Below are 18,254 nucleotides of genomic sequence, written 5' to 3'. Positions count from 1 at the left end.
TTGTTTCGCCGGAGCAAAGGATTTCGTAGAGTAGGGAGGCTAATACTGTCAGCCCTTGCTGCAACACTTTCTCTTATCTCATTCGTGCACTTTTTCTAAGGACCCGTGGGCATGCTTGTCACCCTTATACGGCGCTACTCCAAGCCGTATTTGCCGCAGATTGTGGCCGTGCTGATCTTTCAGTTGGCGTCCACCATCGCCACGCTCTACCTTCCCAGCCTCAACGCCAAAATCATTGACGAGGGTGTTTCCCGCGGCGATACCGACTTCATCTGGCAGACGGGCGCGCTCATGCTCGCCGTTGCCCTTGGTCAGGTGCTCGCTGCCATCATCGCCGTGTACTTCGGCTCCCGCGTTGCCATGGCGATCGGCCGGGACCTGCGCCGCAGCGTGTACCGGCAGGTCAGCAGCTTCTCCGCGCAGGACGTCAACAAGTTCGGTGCCCCTACGCTGATCACCCGCGGAACCAACGATGTCCAGCAGGTTCAGATGCTGGTCCTCATGGGCCTGAACTTCATGGTGTCCACGCCCATCATGTGCATCGGCGGCATCATCATGGCCCTCCGCGAGGACCTCAACCTTTCCTGGCTTGTATGGGTTTCCGTGCCCGTCCTGGTAGCCGTGGTGGGTTACCTTGTGGTCCGGCTCATGCCGCTCTTCCGTTCCATGCAGACCAAGATCGACGCCATCAACGGAGTGCTGCGCGAACAGATCATCGGTATCCGCGTGGTCCGCGCTTTTGTTCGTGAACCCCACGAAGCCAAACGCTTCGGCAACGCCAACGAAGACCTCACGGCCGTGTCCGTAAAGATCGGCAACCTGTTCGTCCTGATGTTCCCGGCGATCGGGATGATCCTCCACCTCTCGACTGCCGCCGTCTTGTGGTTCGGTGGCCAGCGCGTCGACTCCGGTGAGATGCAGGTGGGCGCCCTGACAGCGTTCCTGCAGTACCTGCTGCAAATCCTGATGGCTGTCATGATGGGCACGTTCATGGCCATGATGATTCCCCGCGCCTCTGTCTGTGCAGACCGCATCGGCGAGGTGCTCGACGTCGAGCCTTCCATCCATAACCCCAGCGCGCCGGTGGTTCCGGCCGAGAAGAAGGGGCGGGTGGAGTTCCGCGACGTTACGTTCAAGTACCCCGGAGCCGAGGCTCCCGTGCTGAGCAACATCTCGTTCACTGCCGAGCCGGGCAAGACCCTGGCCATCATCGGTTCCACGGGTGCCGGCAAGACCACCTTGGTCTCGCTGCTCCCGCGGCTTTACGATGTCGCCTCCGGTGATGTACTGCTCGACGGCGTCCCCGTCACCGCCATGGATGCCTCGGAGATCACCAGCCGAGTATCGGCCGTGCCGCAGAAGCCCTACCTTTTCTCCGGAACCATCGAGCACAACCTCCGCTTCGGCAAACCCGATGCCACCGACGAGGAACTTTGGGACGCGCTGGAAACAGCCCAGGCCAAGGGTTTCGTGGAGGAAAAGTCCTCAGGTTTGAACCGACGCATCGCCCAGGGCGGAACCAACGTCTCCGGCGGACAACGCCAGAGGCTTTCCATCGCCCGGGCCTTGGTCACCAAGCCCAACGTCTACCTGTTCGACGACTCCTTCTCCGCCCTGGACGTCGCCACTGACGCCCGGCTTAGGAAGGCCCTGAAGGCCAAAACCCGGGATGCGACGGTCATCATTGTGGCCCAGCGCGTCTCCACCATCGCGGATGCTGACGAAATCCTTGTGCTGGATAACGGGCGCATCGTTGACCGCGGTACCCACGACGAACTCCTGGAGACGTCACCGACGTACCAGGAAATCGTTGAATCCCAGCTGAGCGTGGAGGAAGTGGCATGAGCGAGCAGAACCAGCAGAAGAAGCGTGGCTGGGCCGCCAAAGCCGAGGCCGCCAAGGATGCCAAGGCAACAGCCGAGGCCGAGGTGGCAACAGAGGTCCTGGACGACGACGACTTCGTAGAAGAGGAATACGTTCCTTCGGAGGCCGACGGCGGCATGTTCGGCGATGTTCCGGCCAAGAAAGCAAAGGCGTTCTGGCCCTCGGCCAAGCGCCTCATGGGCCTGCTGAAGCCAGAGAGCGTCGGCGTGTACATCGTGATCGGCCTCGTGGTGGTCTCAGTTGTCCTCAACGTCATCGCCCCCAAGGTCCTTGGCAACGCCATGGACGTCATTTTCGGTGGCGTCATGGGCAAGCAGATCCCCGAAGGGGTCTCCCAGGAACAGTTCGTCGAGCTGATGCGCCAGCAGGGGCAAGGCAACTTCGCGGACATGGTGTCCAAGATGGAGCTCACCAACGGAATCGATTTCCCCAAGCTGACGTTCCTGATTTCGATCGTGCTCCTGATGTACTTCGTGGCCAACATCTTCCTGTGGGCCCAAGGCTGGTTGCTCAACCGGATCGTCATGCGGGTCATCAAGCAGCTCCGCAACGATGTACAGAAGAAGCTGAACCGGCTTCCGCTGAACTACTTCGACACCCGCCAGCGTGGTGACATCCTCTCCCGCGTTACCAACGACGTCGACAACGTCCAGCAGGGCCTGCAGCAGGCTTTCGCTCAGCTGGTCAGCTCCGTGCTGACCGTCCTGGGCATCACCGTCATGATGTTCATCGTGTCCTGGGAGCTGGCTTTGATCGCCCTGATCGCGTTGCCGCTCTCCGGCATCGTGGCAGGTGTCATCGGCGCGCGCAGCCAGAAGCTCTTCGCGGCACAGTGGAAGAACACCGGTACCCTCAACGGACAGATCGAGGAATCGTTCTCCGGGCACGACCTCGTGAAGGTGTTCGGCCGTGACGCGGACATGCTGGAGCGTTTTGATGAGAAGAACGAGGAACTTTACAAAGCCTCCTTCGGCGCGCAGTTTGTTTCCGGCGTGATCTTCCCGGCCATGAACTTTGTGTCCTACCTGTCCTATGTAGGCATCGCAGTGGTAGGCGGCCTTCGGGTGGCTTCGGGCTCCATGAGCCTGGGCGATGCCACGGCATTCATCCAGTACTCCCGTGAGTTCACCCAGCCGCTGGGGCAGATCGCCGGTATGGCGAACATGCTCCAGTCCGGCGTAGCCTCAGCCGAGCGTGTCTTCGAGTTCCTTGACGCTGAGGAAGAGGTAGAGGAGAACGGCACCCGCCACCTGCCCGCCAAGACCGACGGCCACGTCGAGTTCGAGCATGTTTCGTTCAGCTATGTGGAGGACAAGCCGCTCATTGAGGATCTGTCCTTCGCTGCAGAACCGGGGCACACCGTTGCAATCGTTGGACCAACAGGTGCCGGCAAGACCACCCTGGTAAACCTCGTCATGCGTTTCTACGAGCTCAACGCCGGCCGGATCACTTTGGATGGTGTGGACATTAAGGACCTCACCCGTTCCGAGCTCCGGTCCAAGGTGGGCATGGTGCTGCAGGATGCCTGGCTCTTCGGCGGGACCATCTACGACAACATCAAGTACGGCAACCTGGACGCCACAGAGGACCAGATCATGGAAGCAGCCAAGGCCACGTATGTGGACCGGTTCGTCCGTGCACTGCCTGACGGCTACCAGACGATCATTGATGAAGAAGGAAACAACGTCAGTGCCGGTGAGAAGCAGCTCATCACCATTGCCCGCGCGTTCGTTTCCGATCCTTCCCTGCTGATCCTGGACGAAGCCACCAGCTCCGTTGATACCCGCACCGAGTTGCTGCTGCAGAAGGCCATGGCCGCCCTCCGCACGGACCGGACCAGCTTTGTGATCGCACACCGGCTCTCCACCATCCGGGACGCCGATACCATCCTTGTCATGGAGAACGGCAAGATCGTGGAGCAGGGCAACCACGCCCGGTTGCTCGCCCTCCAAGGGGCGTACTACCGGCTGTACATGTCCCAGTTCGCGGGTGAGGAAGAGACCGCCGTGGACGATTCGACGGCGGTGCACAGCTGAGCACCGAAGCACTGACGGAGTCCGTGGCACCCCGGCGCATGGAGGTTTCAGTACCCATGCGCTGGGGTGACATGGACGCCTACGGGCACATCAACAACGTCCAGATCGTCCGGATGTTGGAGGAAGCCCGTATTGCGGCCTTCGGTCCACCCCGCGGAGCAGGCCTTCCCGGCGTAGAGCCGCCGGCTGCCCTGTTCAACGATGTCGATGAAGGCACCATGACCCTCGTGGTCGAACACAAGGTCCGGTACGTCAGGACCTTGGATTACCGCAATATTCCGGCCGTAGTGGAAATCTGGGTGGGGGCGATCAAGGGTGCGAGCTTCGATCTGCACTACGTCATCAAGGATCCCGTTACCCGGGAAGACTGCGTCAAGGCCACCACTCATTTGGCTTTCGTAGCCGAAGCCACCGGACGGGTCCTCAGGCTCACTCCGGAGCAAAAGGAAAAGCTCGGGCGCTATCAAGCCTGACGAGTTTTTGTACAGTTGATGCCCTTAAGGAGCCTTCTTAGGGGCATTACCTGTACAAAAACTGCGCGTAGAGTTTCAGCATGAAACTTGAAATTGCCGTGGTCAGTGCCGTCGGCGCAGGTGCCGCCGCTTCCGAGGGTGCGCACCGCGTTGAACTGTGCAGCAGCCTGGAACTTGGTGGCATTACTCCAAGCCAGGGGCTCATGGAGGCAAGCATGGAGCACGTCGATGGCCGCCTGGAAATCCATCCCTTGATACGTCCCAGGCCAGGAGATTTCCAATACTCGGCATCGGATGTGGACACCATGGTCCATGAGATCCGCCACCTGCTGGCACAGGGCGCCCACGGAGTGGTGGTCGGAGCTCTGACGCCTTCAGGCGAAGTGGACGTTCATGCGATCCAACGGCTCGTGGACACTGCCAAAGAGGCCAACCCTGCAGTGCAACTGACTTTCCACCGTGCCATCGACCAGTCCAAAGACCCCATAGCTGCGCTGGAGCGGCTGCTGCAACTGGGGTTCACCAGGGTGCTGACCTCCGGGCATGCGGCCACCGCCGGCGCTGGGCTGCAAACGTTGTCGGACATGGTCGAACGGGCAGCGGGCGCCTTGGAAATCATGGCTGGCGGGGGACTGGCATTCGAAGACATCCCTGCCATGCACGCCGCCGGTCTTTCCGCCGTCCATCTGTCCGCCAAGAAGACCGTGTCCACCCTGGGGGAGGGAACCATCTCCCTTGGTGCCCAGGACGGGGCCGATCCTACCGCCTACACAGTCACAGACCGTGAAGTGGTCCGGGCCGCCAAAGCGATGGTGAACGCGCTCAACCTGGACGCCGGGATCTGAAGCCCGAGCGTCAGGCATTCATAGCCAAGGATGGATTCGGCATGCGCCCCGCCGTATGAATCCCAGTAAGTACGCATCGCAATAACCCTTTACCGGGCCGCCGGAGGCCGGGATGATGTAAGGATTCACCAACTCGGTGAGTACATCCCGGAAGCTACCTTCAGGAGTCCCAGCGATGCCGCTGCCCACGCCGGTTTCACCGGTTGTCATGCCCGCCCACCCACTCGCCGGAAGCAAGCGGACAACAGGCCACCCGGAGGTGGAATGCGGCATCGGGACGTGGGACCAATTGCGCTATGGAAACCACCGGTTCGTGATTGAAGTCCAGGAACGGGACCGGGACGAGCAAGGCGAAATACCCGCCCGCCGGGTCCTCATTCCATGGCGTCGCCAAGACCAGGACCCATCATCGGTGGACGTCATCGTGATCTCGGAAAGAAGCGGGACCCGGGTCCGCAATGTGGTGGTCGAAGAAGCCACCCGGGAGGCGGGAACCATCGTTTTCGAGCCCACGGATGGTCCGGGGCTCTATTTCGTCTACTACTTGCCCTACGCCATGCTGGGGAAACCCCACTATCCGCAGGCGGAGTACCTCCCGTACCGGCCCTCGGCGGAGCCCGGGTGGGCGGCCGGCGTCGTGCCTTCACCATGGCAGGCCGCCAAGGGCTCGATTTCCCAAGCAACTGTCCTTCGCTATGAGGCCGCGAGCCAGCGCGACTCCTTTGCCCCGATGAACTTCACAGCCCGCGCGGACGAGCTGGAACAACTGCACAACAGGCATTCCGGCAAAGCGTTCCTGCTGTTTCCGGAGGATCGGCTGAATCCCCTTTCCCTGCGGCGGGAGCTTCCGGCGCACTGGGTGATCAACGGGCCGGCCCAAAACTTTCACGCGCTGGCCCAATGCGGGGAGGACTATGTGGTCCAGTTGGGGTTGTACGCGCTGGAGGACCTGGAAGGCGTCGAAGTGCAGGTGGCCTCCCCGGCGCGCGGACACTGCCTCAACACCGACGGCGTGGACCGGTTCGGCAAGCCGTGGCGAAGGACTCTGGATCTTCGGGCTGGGACGGTGCGCGCACTCTACGTCTTACTGCCTGTCCCCGAGGACAGTGCTGGAGGGCGCCACGAAGCCGTGGTCGCGGTCACGGCCTCCGGTCACGCTGCCCAAGCAGTTGAGGTCTGCCTGGACGTTACTGCTGGGAACGAAGTGGCTGTTGCACACGACGTTGCTGCAAGCGATGTGGCCACTGCAGACAAGGTTGCTGCGGCGCACGATGTGGCTGCTGCGAGCGATGCGGCCACTGCGGAGAAGGTTGCTGCGGCAAGCGACAAGTACCAGCCAGGGGGAGGTTTCGGCGATCCGCGCTACCTGCGGCGCCTGGCCTGGCTGGATTCCAGTGTGGCCCAGGATGCCGGGCTGGTCCGTCCTTTCACCGCCATCACCTTGGACCGGGACAGCAGGACGTTGGGGATCCTGGGCAGGGTCCTGGAGTTGACGGAGTCGGGGCTTCCGGCGCAGGTGACGTCCACCTTCACCGCGGCCGTGACCGCAACGGACGGTCCCGGCGTCGGGCTTTTCAGCGGTCCGATGCGGCTGGAGATCGACGGTATCCAGTGGAGTCACCCGCCGCTGACTTTCACGGAGGAGGGGCCCGGGCGGGTCTCGTGGCAGTCCACGTGGATGGGCGCAAAAGACGGAAACCCTGCGTTGTGGCTGGAGCTGGAGGGCGTCCTCGAGGCCGATGGTGCGGTCTCGTACTCACTTCGCCTCAGGTCCCTGGGAACCTTGGAGGTGCCCGACGTCGGCCTGCAGCTTGCGTTTGATGAGGCTGCGGTTCCGCTCGCGATGGGCTTGGGAGTCCCGGGCGGGCGGCGTCCGGAATCCCTGGATTGGACCTGGGACGTTGCGGCGAGGAACCAGGATGCGCTGTGGTTGGGTAGCGTGAATGTGGGGATGCAGCTGGCACTCCGGGACGGCAACTACGAGCGTCCACTGAATACCAACTTCTACCTCGGGAAGCCGCTGGTGGAACCGTCGTCCTGGGCCAACCGCCAGGTGTCCGGTTCCGGCACCGCAGTCCAGGGAGGGGTCAAGCTTCGGACCCACGAGGGGACAGTGACCGTCCGTGCGCACAGTGGCGCGCGGACTCTGGCGGCCCATGAACCCCTGGACTTTGATTTCCGCCTGCTGCTGACGCCGTTCAAACCCATCCAGCCCGGCAACCACCTTGCCAAGCGGTATTTCCACCAACCGGCAGAGCCTGCGGACATCAAGGCGGCGGGAGCCACGGTGGTCAACGTCCATCACGCCACGGCACCGGCGCCATACATCAACGATCCGTTGCTGACGCAGGACAGGCTCCGGAGGTATGTGGCTGAGTGTCACCGGCACGGACTCAAAGCCAAGGTGTACAACACGGTCAGGGAGCTCACTTTCCACAGCCCGGAGTTGTTGCCGTTGCTGCACCTGGACCATGAGATCTTCAGCGATGGCCCGGGCAAGGGGCACATCTGGTTGCAGGAGCATGCCGGCACTGGCTATGTGTCCGCCTGGTTTGCTCCCAATGTGGAGGACATCGCCGTGGTGACCACTGGCGAGTCGCGGTGGGAGAACTTCTACGTGCGGAGCCTGCAGGAGCTGGCCTCCGGCGAGGACGGGATTGACGGCATCTACCTGGATGACATTGCTTATGACCGGCATGCAATGCTCCGGGTCCGCAAGGTCCTGGAGCGGGCCTGCGAAGACCGCGGCGTGGACGGGCCGGAGATCGACCTCCACTCTGCCAACCAGTTCACGGCACATGACGGTTACGCATCCTCCGCCAATCTGTACATGGAGCAGCTGCCCTATGTGGACAGGCTCTGGCTGGGGGAGTATTTCGACTACGACTCCACCGGTCCCGATTACTGGTTGGTGGAGCTCTCCGGAATCCCGTTCGGGCTGATGGGCGAGATGTTGGAAGGCGGCGGCAACCCGTGGCGTGGGATGGTGTTCGGCATGACCGGCCGGGCACCCGCCGTCGACAACCGTCCCCTCTGGGATTTCTGGGCAGAAACAGGGCTGGAGGGCGCGCAAATGCGCGGCTTCTGGGACCCGGAATCACCGGTGCGGATCAGCCACCCGGACGTTCTTGCCACCTCGTGGGAGACCGCTCAGGGACTGGTGGTGGCGCTGGCGTCATGGGCCGGGGACACTGAGCAGGTGACGTTGATTTTCGACGACGACGACGCTGCCGCCGGCCCGGTGCATGCCCCGGCCATTCCAGGATTCCAATCCGCAGCAAGCTACGCCCCCGGCGAAGCCATCACCCTCCAGCCGCAGCGCGGCCTCCTCCTGACGATCGGATACTGACGTGACAACTGCCGCGAGCTCCAACCTCACCGTCACCACCATCACCTTGACCATGGCCGAAACCGGTCCGCTCAATCCCCTGCCCGTGGTGGCCGCCGAACTTGATCAGCCTTACACCGTGGGTGAGGGCGTGCCGGAGGAACTCCAGGCGTCGGCCCGCTACGGAGTGGTGCCCAACGTCTACCCATATCTCATGCAGGACGGGTACAGCCGTGACGCGGCACCCAGGGAAGTACCCGCCGTCGTGCTTGAAAACAGCAAACTCAAGGTGACAGTCATCCCTTCGCTGGGCGGCCGCATCTGGGAGCTTTTCGACAAAGCCACCGGCAAACAGCTCCTCCACACCCACAATGCTCCGCAGCTGGCCAATATTGCCCTGCGTAAGGCGTGGTTTGCCGGTGGGCTTGAGTGGAACATCGGAACCCGTGGACATTCGCCCACCAGCTGCGATCCGTTGCACACCGCAATCGTCCACACCGAGGACGGCAAGCACATCCTTCGCCTCTGGGAGTTTGAACGACTGAGGGAAGTGGTGTTCCAAGTGGACATTTGGTTGCCGGAAGACTCTGCCGTTCTGTTCGCCGCCGTCCGGCTGCGGAACCCGAATGACCACGATGTCCCCATGTATTGGTGGAGCAACGCCGCCATCCCCGAAACGGAGCGCACCCGCGTGATCGCCCCGGCGGACGAAGCGTTCGGCAGTGACTACACCACGGACATCACGCGCGTCCGGCCCACCAGCCATGAGGGGTACGACGGAACCTGGCTGGTCAACAGCCCTCACGCGGCCGACTTCTTCTTCGACATCGACCCCTCCGAACGGCGTTGGGTTGTGGCCGCGGACGACGACGGCGATGGGCTGGCGATGCTGTCCACGGGACTCCTGCGGGGAAAGAAGCTCTTCGTCTGGGGCCAGGGCCAGGGCGGGAAACGGTGGCAGGAATGGCTGAGCCCCGGAGCCGGACCGTACGCCGAAATCCAGGCCGGCCTTGCGCAGACCCAGTTTGAACACCTGGTGATGCCTGCCGGTGCGCAATGGGCGTGGGTGGAGGCCTACGGGAACGGACACCTGGACCCCGGGACCTCCCACGGTGATGATTGGGCCGCCGCGGTGGCGCACGCCGGCGAACGTTTGGAAGGGCTTCTGCCGCACGAAGAACTCGAGGCGATGCTTCCCGCAGCCATCGCCGATGCCGACGTCCCGCCGTCGAAAATGTTGCTGCACGGCAGCGGCTGGGGCGTGGTGGAGCGGGCCCGGCGGCTGAGGACCGGCAAAGGCTGGGTGGACGAGAGCGGAACACCGTTCGTGGATGAAAGCATCACGGGGGAGCAGGAACCGTGGCTGAGGCTGCTGCATGGAAAAGCGTTCGACGGCTCGCCCAGCTTCGTCGCCGGTACTGACTGGGAAGACTTGCTGGCAGGTCAGGACAGCCCGGAGGCGCGCTTCCACTTGGCCACCATCAAGCATGCCCGCCAGGACCTGAAAGGGGCGATATCCCTCTATGGGGAAGTAGTGGCGGCCAACGATGCGAGGCCGCGGACCAAGGCGCTTGCCCATCGGGGGCTGGGATTGGCGTTGCTCGCTGGGGGAGAGGAAGCGGAAGGACTCGCGTGGCTTCGGAAGGGGGTGGCTGCCGACCCCGCCAACGCGTCCTTGCTCACCGAGGCTGTCACGCTGAGCATCCGGCACGGCGACCCGGCCATGGCGCTGGAACTGAACGACACCGCACCCAAGGAGGGCCCCGGCGTCGGACGTTTGCGGTTCCTGAAGGCATTGGCGCTCGCACGGACGGGGAACCCCGGCGGGGCAGCGGCAATCCTGCGGGAGGGTGTCGAGATTCCGGACCTCCGCGAAGGCGAAGATGCGATCTCGGCCTTGTGGCAGGAGGTTTGCCCGGGGGAGGCGGTGCCGTTCAGCTACCAATTCGGCATGCACTAGGGATCTTTTCCGAGGGTCCCCGGGGTGGCCTCCCGCTCATCCGGGACATTCTCTGAAAGCGTGTTCTGGAACGCAGCGACGACGAACGGAGCATGAATTGATCCCCGAAATACCAGGACTGCCGCCCATGGAGTGGACCTCGTCCACCGGTCATGCCAGCTACGGCGAAGCGGACGGGACCTTGGTGCTCACGGCAGCTCCCGGCGTCGATTGGACCAACGATTCCCTGGGCGGGGTGCCGCAACATGGCGCCACGGCCCTGGGGTTCAGGGCTCCGGCGGCTTTCTCGCTTTCGGCCAGGGTCCTGGTGGCCTCACCCCGGACAACGTTCGACGCCGGCGTGCTGACATTGTGGGCGGACAGCGACCACTGGGCAAAGCTCTGCTTCGAGTATTCACCCCATGGCGAAGCCATGGTGGTCAGTGTGGTCACCAACGGATTCTCGGACGATTCGAACGGGCCCGTGGTCACTGCTCCATGGGTTTACCTTCGCATCAGCAGAGTGGGCCCGGCATGGGCGTTCCACTCGTCAGCCGATGGCAGTGCGTGGGACTTTGTCCGCCTTTTCAGGCTGGAATCCGAGAAACCCGTGCACGTTGGCTTCATGTCCCAGGCGCCGATGGGAGAGAGCTGCGAGGCACGTTTTGATGCCATTACCTTGACGGAAGAACCTCCTGCGGACCTGCGCGACGGAAGTTAGTCCCGGTCAAACGGGTGCAGCGGGTGCCTGTGGATATCCGGATGCTTAGGTAAGCCAAACAAGGTAAGTTGGCATGGTGATTCCCTCCGTAGAACCTGCCATTGACCGCGCCCCCGGAGTCTCCAAGGAGATCGAGGACGCGGCCTGGTATGTGCTCGGTCCGGCGCTGCAGGGGAGACCTTCAGCGCTGGACGGACAGACGCTGACGTGGACCGCGGACGCCGCCGGTGAGCTCCTGGAACGGCTGGAACGCGGCGTCGAGGACTCCAAAGCCCCCATGATGACCAACCTGCGGCAGAACCTGGAAGGCGCGTCGCGTGAGGCCAAGCTGCTCGCGGTGGAATTGTTGTTCCTGCAATCGCTGCCGCTGGCGCATGAGGTCAAGTCCCTCCGGGTGAAGCGTGCCCGTGTTGCCGAGGCCGCATCCTGGGTTGAGCCGGCCATAGAGCTGCCGGAGGCCCTTTATGAGGGCATGACGGACCATGGCGTCATCCGGGACCGTACTGCTGAGTTCAACTGGACCATCTGGGACCACTTGAAGTGGCTGTGCCGCTTCGTGGCCCACGTGGACAGCCAGAGCACGGCCACCATCACTGAAGCCCTGGAAGACCCGCTGAAGTTCCACGAACTCGCGGCCGCTACCCCTGATGACCAGCCCGCCCTGCGTCGCAGCATCGAATACCTGGTGTGGCCCAGCTACTTTGAGCCCGTGGTGGCCGATGTGGAGCGCCAGGAGATCCGGGACGCCTTTGCTTCACTGGTGGGCGGCGCCAAGGGTGATTCGGATGAGGACATCACCGCGGACATCCACCGCATCCGCCTGCACCTCGATGAGCAGGCAGGCCAACGCATCGACTGGTACGCGCGCCAGCTGGTGAGCCAATGGCGCAAAGTAGGGGATCCCGGGCGCCGCTCCTGGCTCCTGCGCACCCATCATGACAACGCGGACCTCCTGGCCGCCTGGGTCGCCGAGGAAAAAGCCACCCTGGACGTGGAGCACCTGCGCGCCCTGACCGCAGGTGTCACGGCGGGCGTGGTCCAGCACGCCGTGGACGAGGATTACAAGCACCTGGGATACGTCGAACGCGAGGACACGAAGACGGCTGTCTTCGCTTTCCTCACGGTCATGAAACCGGGCGATCTCACCCTGTACCAGCACGCCGGGCGGGTTCGCGTGGGCGTGGTCCTGGGCGAGCCCGAACACCACGAGGACAACCGCCGTATCCGCCGCAAGGTCCGCTGGTTCGATGACAGCTATGCCATCCCTGAGCTTCCCCGGCATGCCCAGCGTCAACTGTCCACCCCGGGGATCCTGGTGGATGTCACCAGGGTCATCCAGGCGCTGCAGGAACTGCTCCCGGTGGAAGCCGAAACCGACGGCGAGGACGAAGCGCCGCCCACCGCCGTCGTCGAGGTTGTCCAGCAGGGCTTCCGGCCGCTGACCGAGGAGTTCGCGGCGTCCCTGCACATGGACCTGGAACCGTTGAAGGAAATCTCGGAACTGCTCGAAGAGAACCGGCAGCTGGTCCTTTACGGTCCGCCGGGCACAGGCAAGACCTACCTGGCCAAGCACCTGGCAGCCGAGCTCGCCGGTGATCACACCGATGAACGGGTGAAACTGGTCCAGTTCCACCCCTCGTACGCCTACGAGGACTTCTTTGAGGGCTACCGCCCGGACAAAACCGACGACGGCCAGGTTTCCTTCAAGCTGGTGGCCGGACCTCTGCGCCGGCTCGCCGAGGAAGCTGCCAAAACGGAGAACGCGCACAAACCGTACTTCCTCATCATTGATGAAATGAACCGTGCCAACCTGGCCAAGGTGTTCGGAGAGCTGTACTTCCTGCTGGAGTACCGGGATGACCGCATCTACCTGCAGTACAGCCCCAACGAGCCCTTCAGCTTGCCGGACAACCTCTACATCATCGGCACCATGAACACGGCGGACCGTTCCATCGCCATGATGGACGCGGCAATCCGGCGTCGGTTCGCCTTCATTGAGCTCCATCCCAAGGAAGAGCCAATCCGCGGCACGCTGCGTCGGTTCCTGGCGGCTCGGGGTTTGGACACACTCAACGCGGACCTGCTGGATGCGCTCAATGATGCGATTGATGACTGGGACCGGGACCTGATGATCGGGCCCTCCTACTTCATGAAGAACGCTGCCCAAAACCCTGCGGGTCTCCGCCGGATCTGGAAGTACGAGCTCATGCCGCTGCTGGAGGAGCACTACCACGGGCAACTGAACCGGGCCCAGCTGGAGGAACGCTTCGGGCTGGACCAGTTGCTGGGACGTCTTGCAGCCCGCTAAGGCCATTCCGCCAAGGCCGGGCCGGGCGCCTGCCTCAGCGGCGAAGGCCCCAACAGGTCCCCGGCACATCGTCATGGACGAGCTTTCCGGCGGCGTGGTGGACAAACTCGACCCGGGATCCGCAGCGTTCATCAATACCAGCGGACTGGCCAAGGCCTCTCCCATGGGCCTGGGCCTCTACCGGATTGAACCGCTGGGCAAGGTGGGCTCGGTCCGCACGTCCACGGTGCAGCTGGAAGTCCGGCCCAAGGACCGCCTTGGCCTGAGCCGCTTGCTTTTCCTGCTCAGCTACGCCGGCGAACAAGGGTTTCGTGACCATTCCGTCGAGGCTGTGGAGCACCCGGACCTCTGGAGTGCGCTGGCCGAATCGCTGGCACAGTTGGCGGACCGGGCCCTCAACCGCGGAGTCCTGCAGGGGTACCTGACCGTTGAGGAGTCGCTGCGGACCGTCAAAGGCCGGATCAGGATCTCGGACCAGATCTCCCGGCGTCCCGGAATGATGGTGCCGCTGGAGGTTGCCTACGACGAATTCACCGAAGACATTGCTGAGAACCGGATCCTGCGTGCCGCACTGGAGCGGATGGGCAAGGTCCCCGGAGTCAGGCCCGATGTCCTGAGCCGCCTGCGGCAGCTCAAGGGAAAACTCGACGCCGTGACCCGGCTTCAGCCCGGGGCGCCGCTGCCCCAGTGGCGGGCCAGCCGGATGAACCTGCGCTACCACCCCGTGTTGAGGTTGTCAGAAGTGATCCTGCGCAATGCCTCCGCTGAAGCCGGCGAGGGCAAACAGCAAACAGCATCCTTCGTGGTGGACATGGCCCGGGTGTTCGAGGAATTCGTGGGAACTGCACTGCGCGGGGCCATGAGCGCCCATCCGGGGGAGATGCGCCTTCAGTACGGTGCGTTGCTCAACGAGGCCGTGCATGACTCGGACCGCCTCACCGTGCGTCCGGACGCTGTACATTTCCTGGGTGGACGCCCTGTGGTGGTGTACGACTCCAAGTACAAAGCTGCCTCCGACGCCGGTGCCTCGCTCAGTGCCGACCACTACCAATTGCTGGCATACTGCACGGCGCTCCGGGTGCCTACGGCGTGGCTGGTCTACGCCGGCCGGGGGGACGTGAAATTGCGGCGCATCCTGAACACGGACATCGACATTGTGGAGTATCCACTGGACTTGTCACTGCCGCCGTCGGAAATCCTTGCAGCGGTGGCTGACCTCGCTGAGCAGTCCTGGGGTGAAGTAGTACGCCAGGCTGTGGCGGGTCGATCGGCGTCGGACTAGCCTGAAAGGACAACGGATTCGGAGCTAAAGGAGGCATGATGGCGGGCAAGAAATCATGGCGCGGGATGAGCAAGGGACAACGCATCTCATTGGTGGTCAGCGGGGCCCTGAACCTGGCATTGCTGGTGGCGGCGCAGCGCAGCATCGCCAAGACGCCCGATTCGATGATCAGGGGCAAGAAGGTGCTCTGGCGCGCAGTGTCCTTCGTCAACTTCTTCGGACCGGTCAGCTACTTCCTGTTCGGAAAGCGTCGCGAGGCGGCCCTGAAGAGCTAGGTAGAACTACGACGGCATTTTCACCGTAAAGGTGGTTCCCCTGCCCGGCTGGCTGGTCAGGGTGATCGTGCCGCCGTGCGCCTCCACAATCGCCTTGCTGATGGGTAGCCCCAGGCCGACGCCAGGGATGGCACTCTTGCGGACAGCACCGGCACGGAAGAACTTGGTGAAAGCTTCGGCCTGCTCCTCTTCGGTCATGCCCATACCGGTGTCCGTGACACGGCAGAACACAAACTCGTCATCCTCCCAGGCCGCTACTTCCACATCGCCGCCGTCGGGGGAGTACTTGATGGCGTTGGACACCAGGTTGTCCAGCACCTGGGCGATGCGGGATGAATCGACGCGGGCTTCCAAGGCCTCGGGAATGTTCATGGACAGCCGGATACCGGCCTTCGCTGCGCGTGGTTCAGCGGAGTTGACGCTGCCGCGGACCAGTTCGGCGATGTCCACCGCGTGGGGCTGGATGACGATATGTCCGGAGCGCACTGCCAGGAGGTCCGAGACCAGGGTCAGAAGGCGCTCGGCGTTCCGCCGGACGATGTCCAGTTGCTTCCGGGCGCGGGCGTCAAGGGCATCGGGATCGTCCATGATCAGCTCCACATAGCCCAGGATGGACGTCAACGGCGTGCGGAACTCGTGCGATACATTGGCAACAAAATCGTCTTTGGCGGCCAGGGCGTTAACCAGTTCGGTGACGTCGCTGAAGACGACAACGGAGCCGGCGAACTTGCCGTCGTCGTCCACCATGGGGCGGGCGCTTGCGGTAAAGGCGCGTTGGTCCGGGCCGGACCCCAGCCACACCAGTTGATCCGTGAACCGTTCGCCCAGTACGGCGCGCCGCACGGGCCGGCGGTCCGCATCAAGTGGCGTGGTCCTGTCAATATCGAAAATCAGCAACTGGGACTCGTTGGGATCATCGTTATCCCGGGGGGTGGCCAGGACGTGCGTTTGGCGTTGGCGGCGGTTCATGAGGATGTCATGGCCCTCGCCATCCACAGCCACCACACCCAGGGGCAGCGCCTCCATCACGGTGTTGAGGAGCCGTTCCTGCTTGGTGCTGACATCCAGGGCGTCCTTGAGCGCCTGGTCCTTTTCCTCCAACGCCCGTTGCTGGCGGACCATGCTCAGGGTCAGGACGCTGACCGAGATCCCGATGCCGAGCATGAGGATGGGGAACAGCAGGGGTTTGGTGAGGTCCTGCTCGGTCAAGGTGCCACGAACGAACAGGGGAACCCACACGATGCCCAAGGGTCCGAGGAAGGACATGGAAATGGCCAGCTTGGGATATAGGCCCGAGGCACACAGCCAAATGACCGGCAGCACCACCAAAACGCTGAGGCCTGTGATGGACTCCACTGCGCCTTCGCGGGCGAAACCGATGGACACCATGTCCAGGATGGGGATGCTGAGGAAACTGGCAAAGGGCAACCGGTGCCACGGCACCATGACGCACAAAGCCAAGAGCAGTGCCTGGCTCAGCAGGAATATCAGAAAGAGCGGATTTTCCAGTGTGGCCGGGAAATACAGCCAGACCAGGATGGCAGAAATGCAAACACATACCGACAACGGCAGTTGGCTGAGGACAACCCGCATTCTCAGGGTATGTTCGTGGAAAGAGCGCTGAAAGAACAAGAGTTTCTTCTTTTCACCGATATCCCACGTCGAAGGGTGGGTCATGGCACATCCACCACGGATGCAGAAGAAAGTCGGTTCATGAGATCAGCCTAACCATAATGGATATACTTCTGAGGTTATCGAAGGGGCTGAGGGGCAGCGATGAGTGAAGTACGTGTGGGGCTGGTCATTGAAGATGACCAGGATATCCGTGAACTGGTAAGGGTTGTCCTATCCCAGGCAGGGTTCGATGTGCACACTGCGTCCACCGGTTCTGCTGGTGTGACGTCGGCACGGGAACTGAATCCGGATGTCATCACGTTGGACCTCGGACTTCCGGACATTGATGGCTTTGAGGTCGCCCGCCAAATCCGCAAGTCCTCGGATGCCTACATCATCATGCTCACTGCCCGCGCCGAGGAACTTGACACCCTCATGGGGTTGGAGGCCGGTGGCGACGATTACCTCACCAAGCCGTTCCGGCCCCGGGAACTGCGCGCCCGCGTCGAGGCCATGATGCGAAGGCCCCGCGCGTCGTCGGACTCAAAGAGCGTCGCTGAACAAGTGGATCCCGAGGTGAGCCACAACGGCTTGGCCGTTTCCGCGGGCTCACGCACAGCCGTCCTGAACGGCCAGGAGCTGAAGCTCACACGGACCGAGTTCGACCTCCTGCTCGCCCTGCTGGAAACCGGACGGATTGTCCGGACCAAGGCGGACCTGGCGCGTCGCCTCCGCAACGAACCGTACGACGTCGGAAGTTACGTCAGCGACGCAGACGAACGGGCCGTCGAGGTCCATATGGGAAACCTGCGCAAAAAACTCGGCGACAGCATTCAGGCGCCCCGCTGGCTGGAGACGGTGCGAGGAGTCGGATACCGGCTGGCGCCTGCCTCCAGCAATAATTAAAAGACCCAAGCAGTTAGCAGTTCAGGCCGTTCAGAGTGCTCAGAACGGCCTGAACTGCTTTCTACCGGGGCTAACGGACGCGCAGGGTTACCGTGGTGCTGTGAGCTCGCGGATGGTCCCGTGCACGTAATTGTCGATCGCCTGGAGCTGTACCGCGAGTTCGTCCAAATGATCCCCGTTGGGCAGCAACCTGATGCTGATCTCCAACTCAGCGGCCAGGCGTTCCATGCAGATGGCGCCCACCATGTGGCTTGAGGTCTTCAGGCTGAGGACGGCGTCCATGGCGTCTTCAATGTCCAGGTTTTCCGAGGCAATGTGAAGGCGGTCCACGCGCCACGGCAGGAGCCCCACATAATTGCGGACGAACGTGGTGATGATGGCTTGGTCTCCGCCAAGCTCGGCCTGGAGTTCGGTGAGAACGGTGCGATCCACCAGGGAATCAGTGCACTCGTCGTACTCAGACACCAGACTCCTCCCGCCTCCAAACAATAGATTCACGATTCAACAGTAGGACCCCGCGAACCGGCAGGACGTCACAAAACGAAAGCTTGATCCAATCTTGAGCGGACTCAGAGGGAGTCTTGATTGCCGGCCCCCAGAGTAGGACAAGCAAAGGCAAGATCGTGGATCCGGGGGATTCCAG

13 protein-coding genes are annotated in these 18,254 nt (G+C 62.7%); 11 read left to right on the top strand and 2 right to left on the bottom strand.

Features of this window, described 5'->3' with window-relative positions; all coding sequences use genetic code 11:
• The first annotated feature begins 111 nt into the window (after window positions 1–111).
• The 10 genes from BLQ01_RS08220 (at window position 112) to BLQ01_RS08175 (ending at window position 15,091) form a co-directional block, all read left to right on the top strand.
• A complete protein-coding gene (locus BLQ01_RS08220; protein WP_026543169.1) occupies window positions 112–1,845 on the top strand; it encodes an ABC transporter ATP-binding protein in 1,734 nt (577 codons plus the stop codon).
• A complete protein-coding gene (locus BLQ01_RS08215; protein WP_026543168.1) occupies window positions 1,842–3,920 on the top strand; it encodes an ABC transporter ATP-binding protein in 2,079 nt (692 codons plus the stop codon). Before BLQ01_RS08220 ends, BLQ01_RS08215 begins: the two co-directional genes overlap by 4 nt.
• 56 nt (window positions 3,921–3,976) lie before the next feature.
• Window positions 3,977–4,393, top strand: a complete 417-nt coding sequence (locus BLQ01_RS08210) for an acyl-CoA thioesterase (protein ID WP_091551047.1) — start codon at window positions 3,977–3,979, stop codon at window positions 4,391–4,393.
• A gap of 80 nt (window positions 4,394–4,473) precedes the next feature.
• Window positions 4,474–5,238 (top strand): copper homeostasis protein CutC, encoded by a 765-nt coding sequence (locus BLQ01_RS08205; protein ID WP_091551045.1) that lies wholly within the window; start codon window positions 4,474–4,476, stop codon window positions 5,236–5,238.
• A gap of 175 nt (window positions 5,239–5,413) precedes the next feature.
• A complete protein-coding gene (locus BLQ01_RS08200; protein ID WP_091551043.1) occupies window positions 5,414–8,587 on the top strand; it encodes a glycoside hydrolase domain-containing protein in 3,174 nt (1,057 codons plus the stop codon).
• Window position 8,588: 1 nt separating this feature from the next.
• Entirely contained in the window at window positions 8,589–10,526 is a 1,938-nt protein-coding gene (locus BLQ01_RS08195) for a DUF5107 domain-containing protein (RefSeq protein WP_254779293.1), read from the top strand.
• A 127-nt stretch (window positions 10,527–10,653) separates the two neighbouring features.
• Window positions 10,654–11,226: a DUF1349 domain-containing protein gene (locus BLQ01_RS08190; RefSeq protein WP_254779292.1), complete on the top strand. Its 573-nt coding sequence runs from the start codon at window positions 10,654–10,656 to the stop codon at window positions 11,224–11,226.
• A gap of 73 nt (window positions 11,227–11,299) precedes the next feature.
• The gene (locus BLQ01_RS08185) at window positions 11,300–13,534 is read left to right on the top strand and encodes an McrB family protein (protein ID WP_091551040.1); all 2,235 of its coding nucleotides are present in this window, start codon (window positions 11,300–11,302) and stop codon (window positions 13,532–13,534) included.
• 73 nt (window positions 13,535–13,607) lie between these two features.
• The gene (locus BLQ01_RS08180) at window positions 13,608–14,816 is read left to right on the top strand and encodes a 5-methylcytosine restriction system specificity protein McrC (RefSeq protein WP_035761254.1); all 1,209 of its coding nucleotides are present in this window, start codon (window positions 13,608–13,610) and stop codon (window positions 14,814–14,816) included.
• A gap of 65 nt (window positions 14,817–14,881) precedes the next feature.
• A complete protein-coding gene (locus BLQ01_RS08175; RefSeq protein ID WP_223944804.1) occupies window positions 14,882–15,091 on the top strand; it encodes a PLDc N-terminal domain-containing protein in 210 nt (69 codons plus the stop codon).
• A gap of 6 nt (window positions 15,092–15,097) precedes the next feature.
• Here the strand turns inward: BLQ01_RS08175 and BLQ01_RS08170 are convergent, their stop codons facing one another.
• Window positions 15,098–16,768, bottom strand: a complete 1,671-nt coding sequence (locus BLQ01_RS08170) for a sensor histidine kinase (RefSeq protein WP_091551037.1) — start codon at window positions 16,766–16,768, stop codon at window positions 15,098–15,100.
• A gap of 99 nt (window positions 16,769–16,867) precedes the next feature.
• Between BLQ01_RS08170 and BLQ01_RS08165 the strand changes: the two genes are divergently transcribed.
• Window positions 16,868–17,611 (top strand): response regulator transcription factor, encoded by a 744-nt coding sequence (locus BLQ01_RS08165; RefSeq protein WP_026543143.1) that lies wholly within the window; start codon window positions 16,868–16,870, stop codon window positions 17,609–17,611.
• Between the two features lie 87 nt (window positions 17,612–17,698).
• On the opposite strand, the gene BLQ01_RS08160 is transcribed toward BLQ01_RS08165, so the two are convergent.
• Window positions 17,699–18,076 (bottom strand): Hpt domain-containing protein, encoded by a 378-nt coding sequence (locus tag BLQ01_RS08160; RefSeq protein WP_091551035.1) that lies wholly within the window; start codon window positions 18,074–18,076, stop codon window positions 17,699–17,701.
• Between the last annotated feature and the right edge of the window lie 178 nt (window positions 18,077–18,254).

The organism is Arthrobacter sp. UNCCL28 (genome assembly GCF_900102805.1).
GTDB lineage: Bacteria > Actinomycetota > Actinomycetes > Actinomycetales > Micrococcaceae > Arthrobacter > Arthrobacter nicotinovorans_A.
Note: the sequence above shows the minus strand (reverse complement) of the source record. Positions and strands in the feature narration are given on the sequence as shown.

Coding starts and splice junctions, on each gene's coding strand:
- BLQ01_RS08220 (WP_026543169.1), top strand. CDS start 112: ATGCTTGTCACCCTTATACGGCGCTACTCCAAGCCGTATTTGCCGCAG.
- BLQ01_RS08215 (WP_026543168.1), top strand. CDS start 1,842: ATGAGCGAGCAGAACCAGCAGAAGAAGCGTGGCTGGGCCGCCAAAGCC.
- BLQ01_RS08210 (WP_091551047.1), top strand. CDS start 3,977: ATGCGCTGGGGTGACATGGACGCCTACGGGCACATCAACAACGTCCAG.
- BLQ01_RS08205 (WP_091551045.1), top strand. CDS start 4,474: ATGAAACTTGAAATTGCCGTGGTCAGTGCCGTCGGCGCAGGTGCCGCC.
- BLQ01_RS08200 (WP_091551043.1), top strand. CDS start 5,414: ATGCCGCTGCCCACGCCGGTTTCACCGGTTGTCATGCCCGCCCACCCA.
- BLQ01_RS08190 (WP_254779292.1), top strand. CDS start 10,654: ATGGAGTGGACCTCGTCCACCGGTCATGCCAGCTACGGCGAAGCGGAC.
- BLQ01_RS08185 (WP_091551040.1), top strand. CDS start 11,300: ATGGTGATTCCCTCCGTAGAACCTGCCATTGACCGCGCCCCCGGAGTC.
- BLQ01_RS08180 (WP_035761254.1), top strand. CDS start 13,608: ATGGACGAGCTTTCCGGCGGCGTGGTGGACAAACTCGACCCGGGATCC.
- BLQ01_RS08175 (WP_223944804.1), top strand. CDS start 14,882: ATGAGCAAGGGACAACGCATCTCATTGGTGGTCAGCGGGGCCCTGAAC.
- BLQ01_RS08170 (WP_091551037.1), bottom strand. CDS start 16,768: ATGACCCACCCTTCGACGTGGGATATCGGTGAAAAGAAGAAACTCTTG.
- BLQ01_RS08165 (WP_026543143.1), top strand. CDS start 16,868: ATGAGTGAAGTACGTGTGGGGCTGGTCATTGAAGATGACCAGGATATC.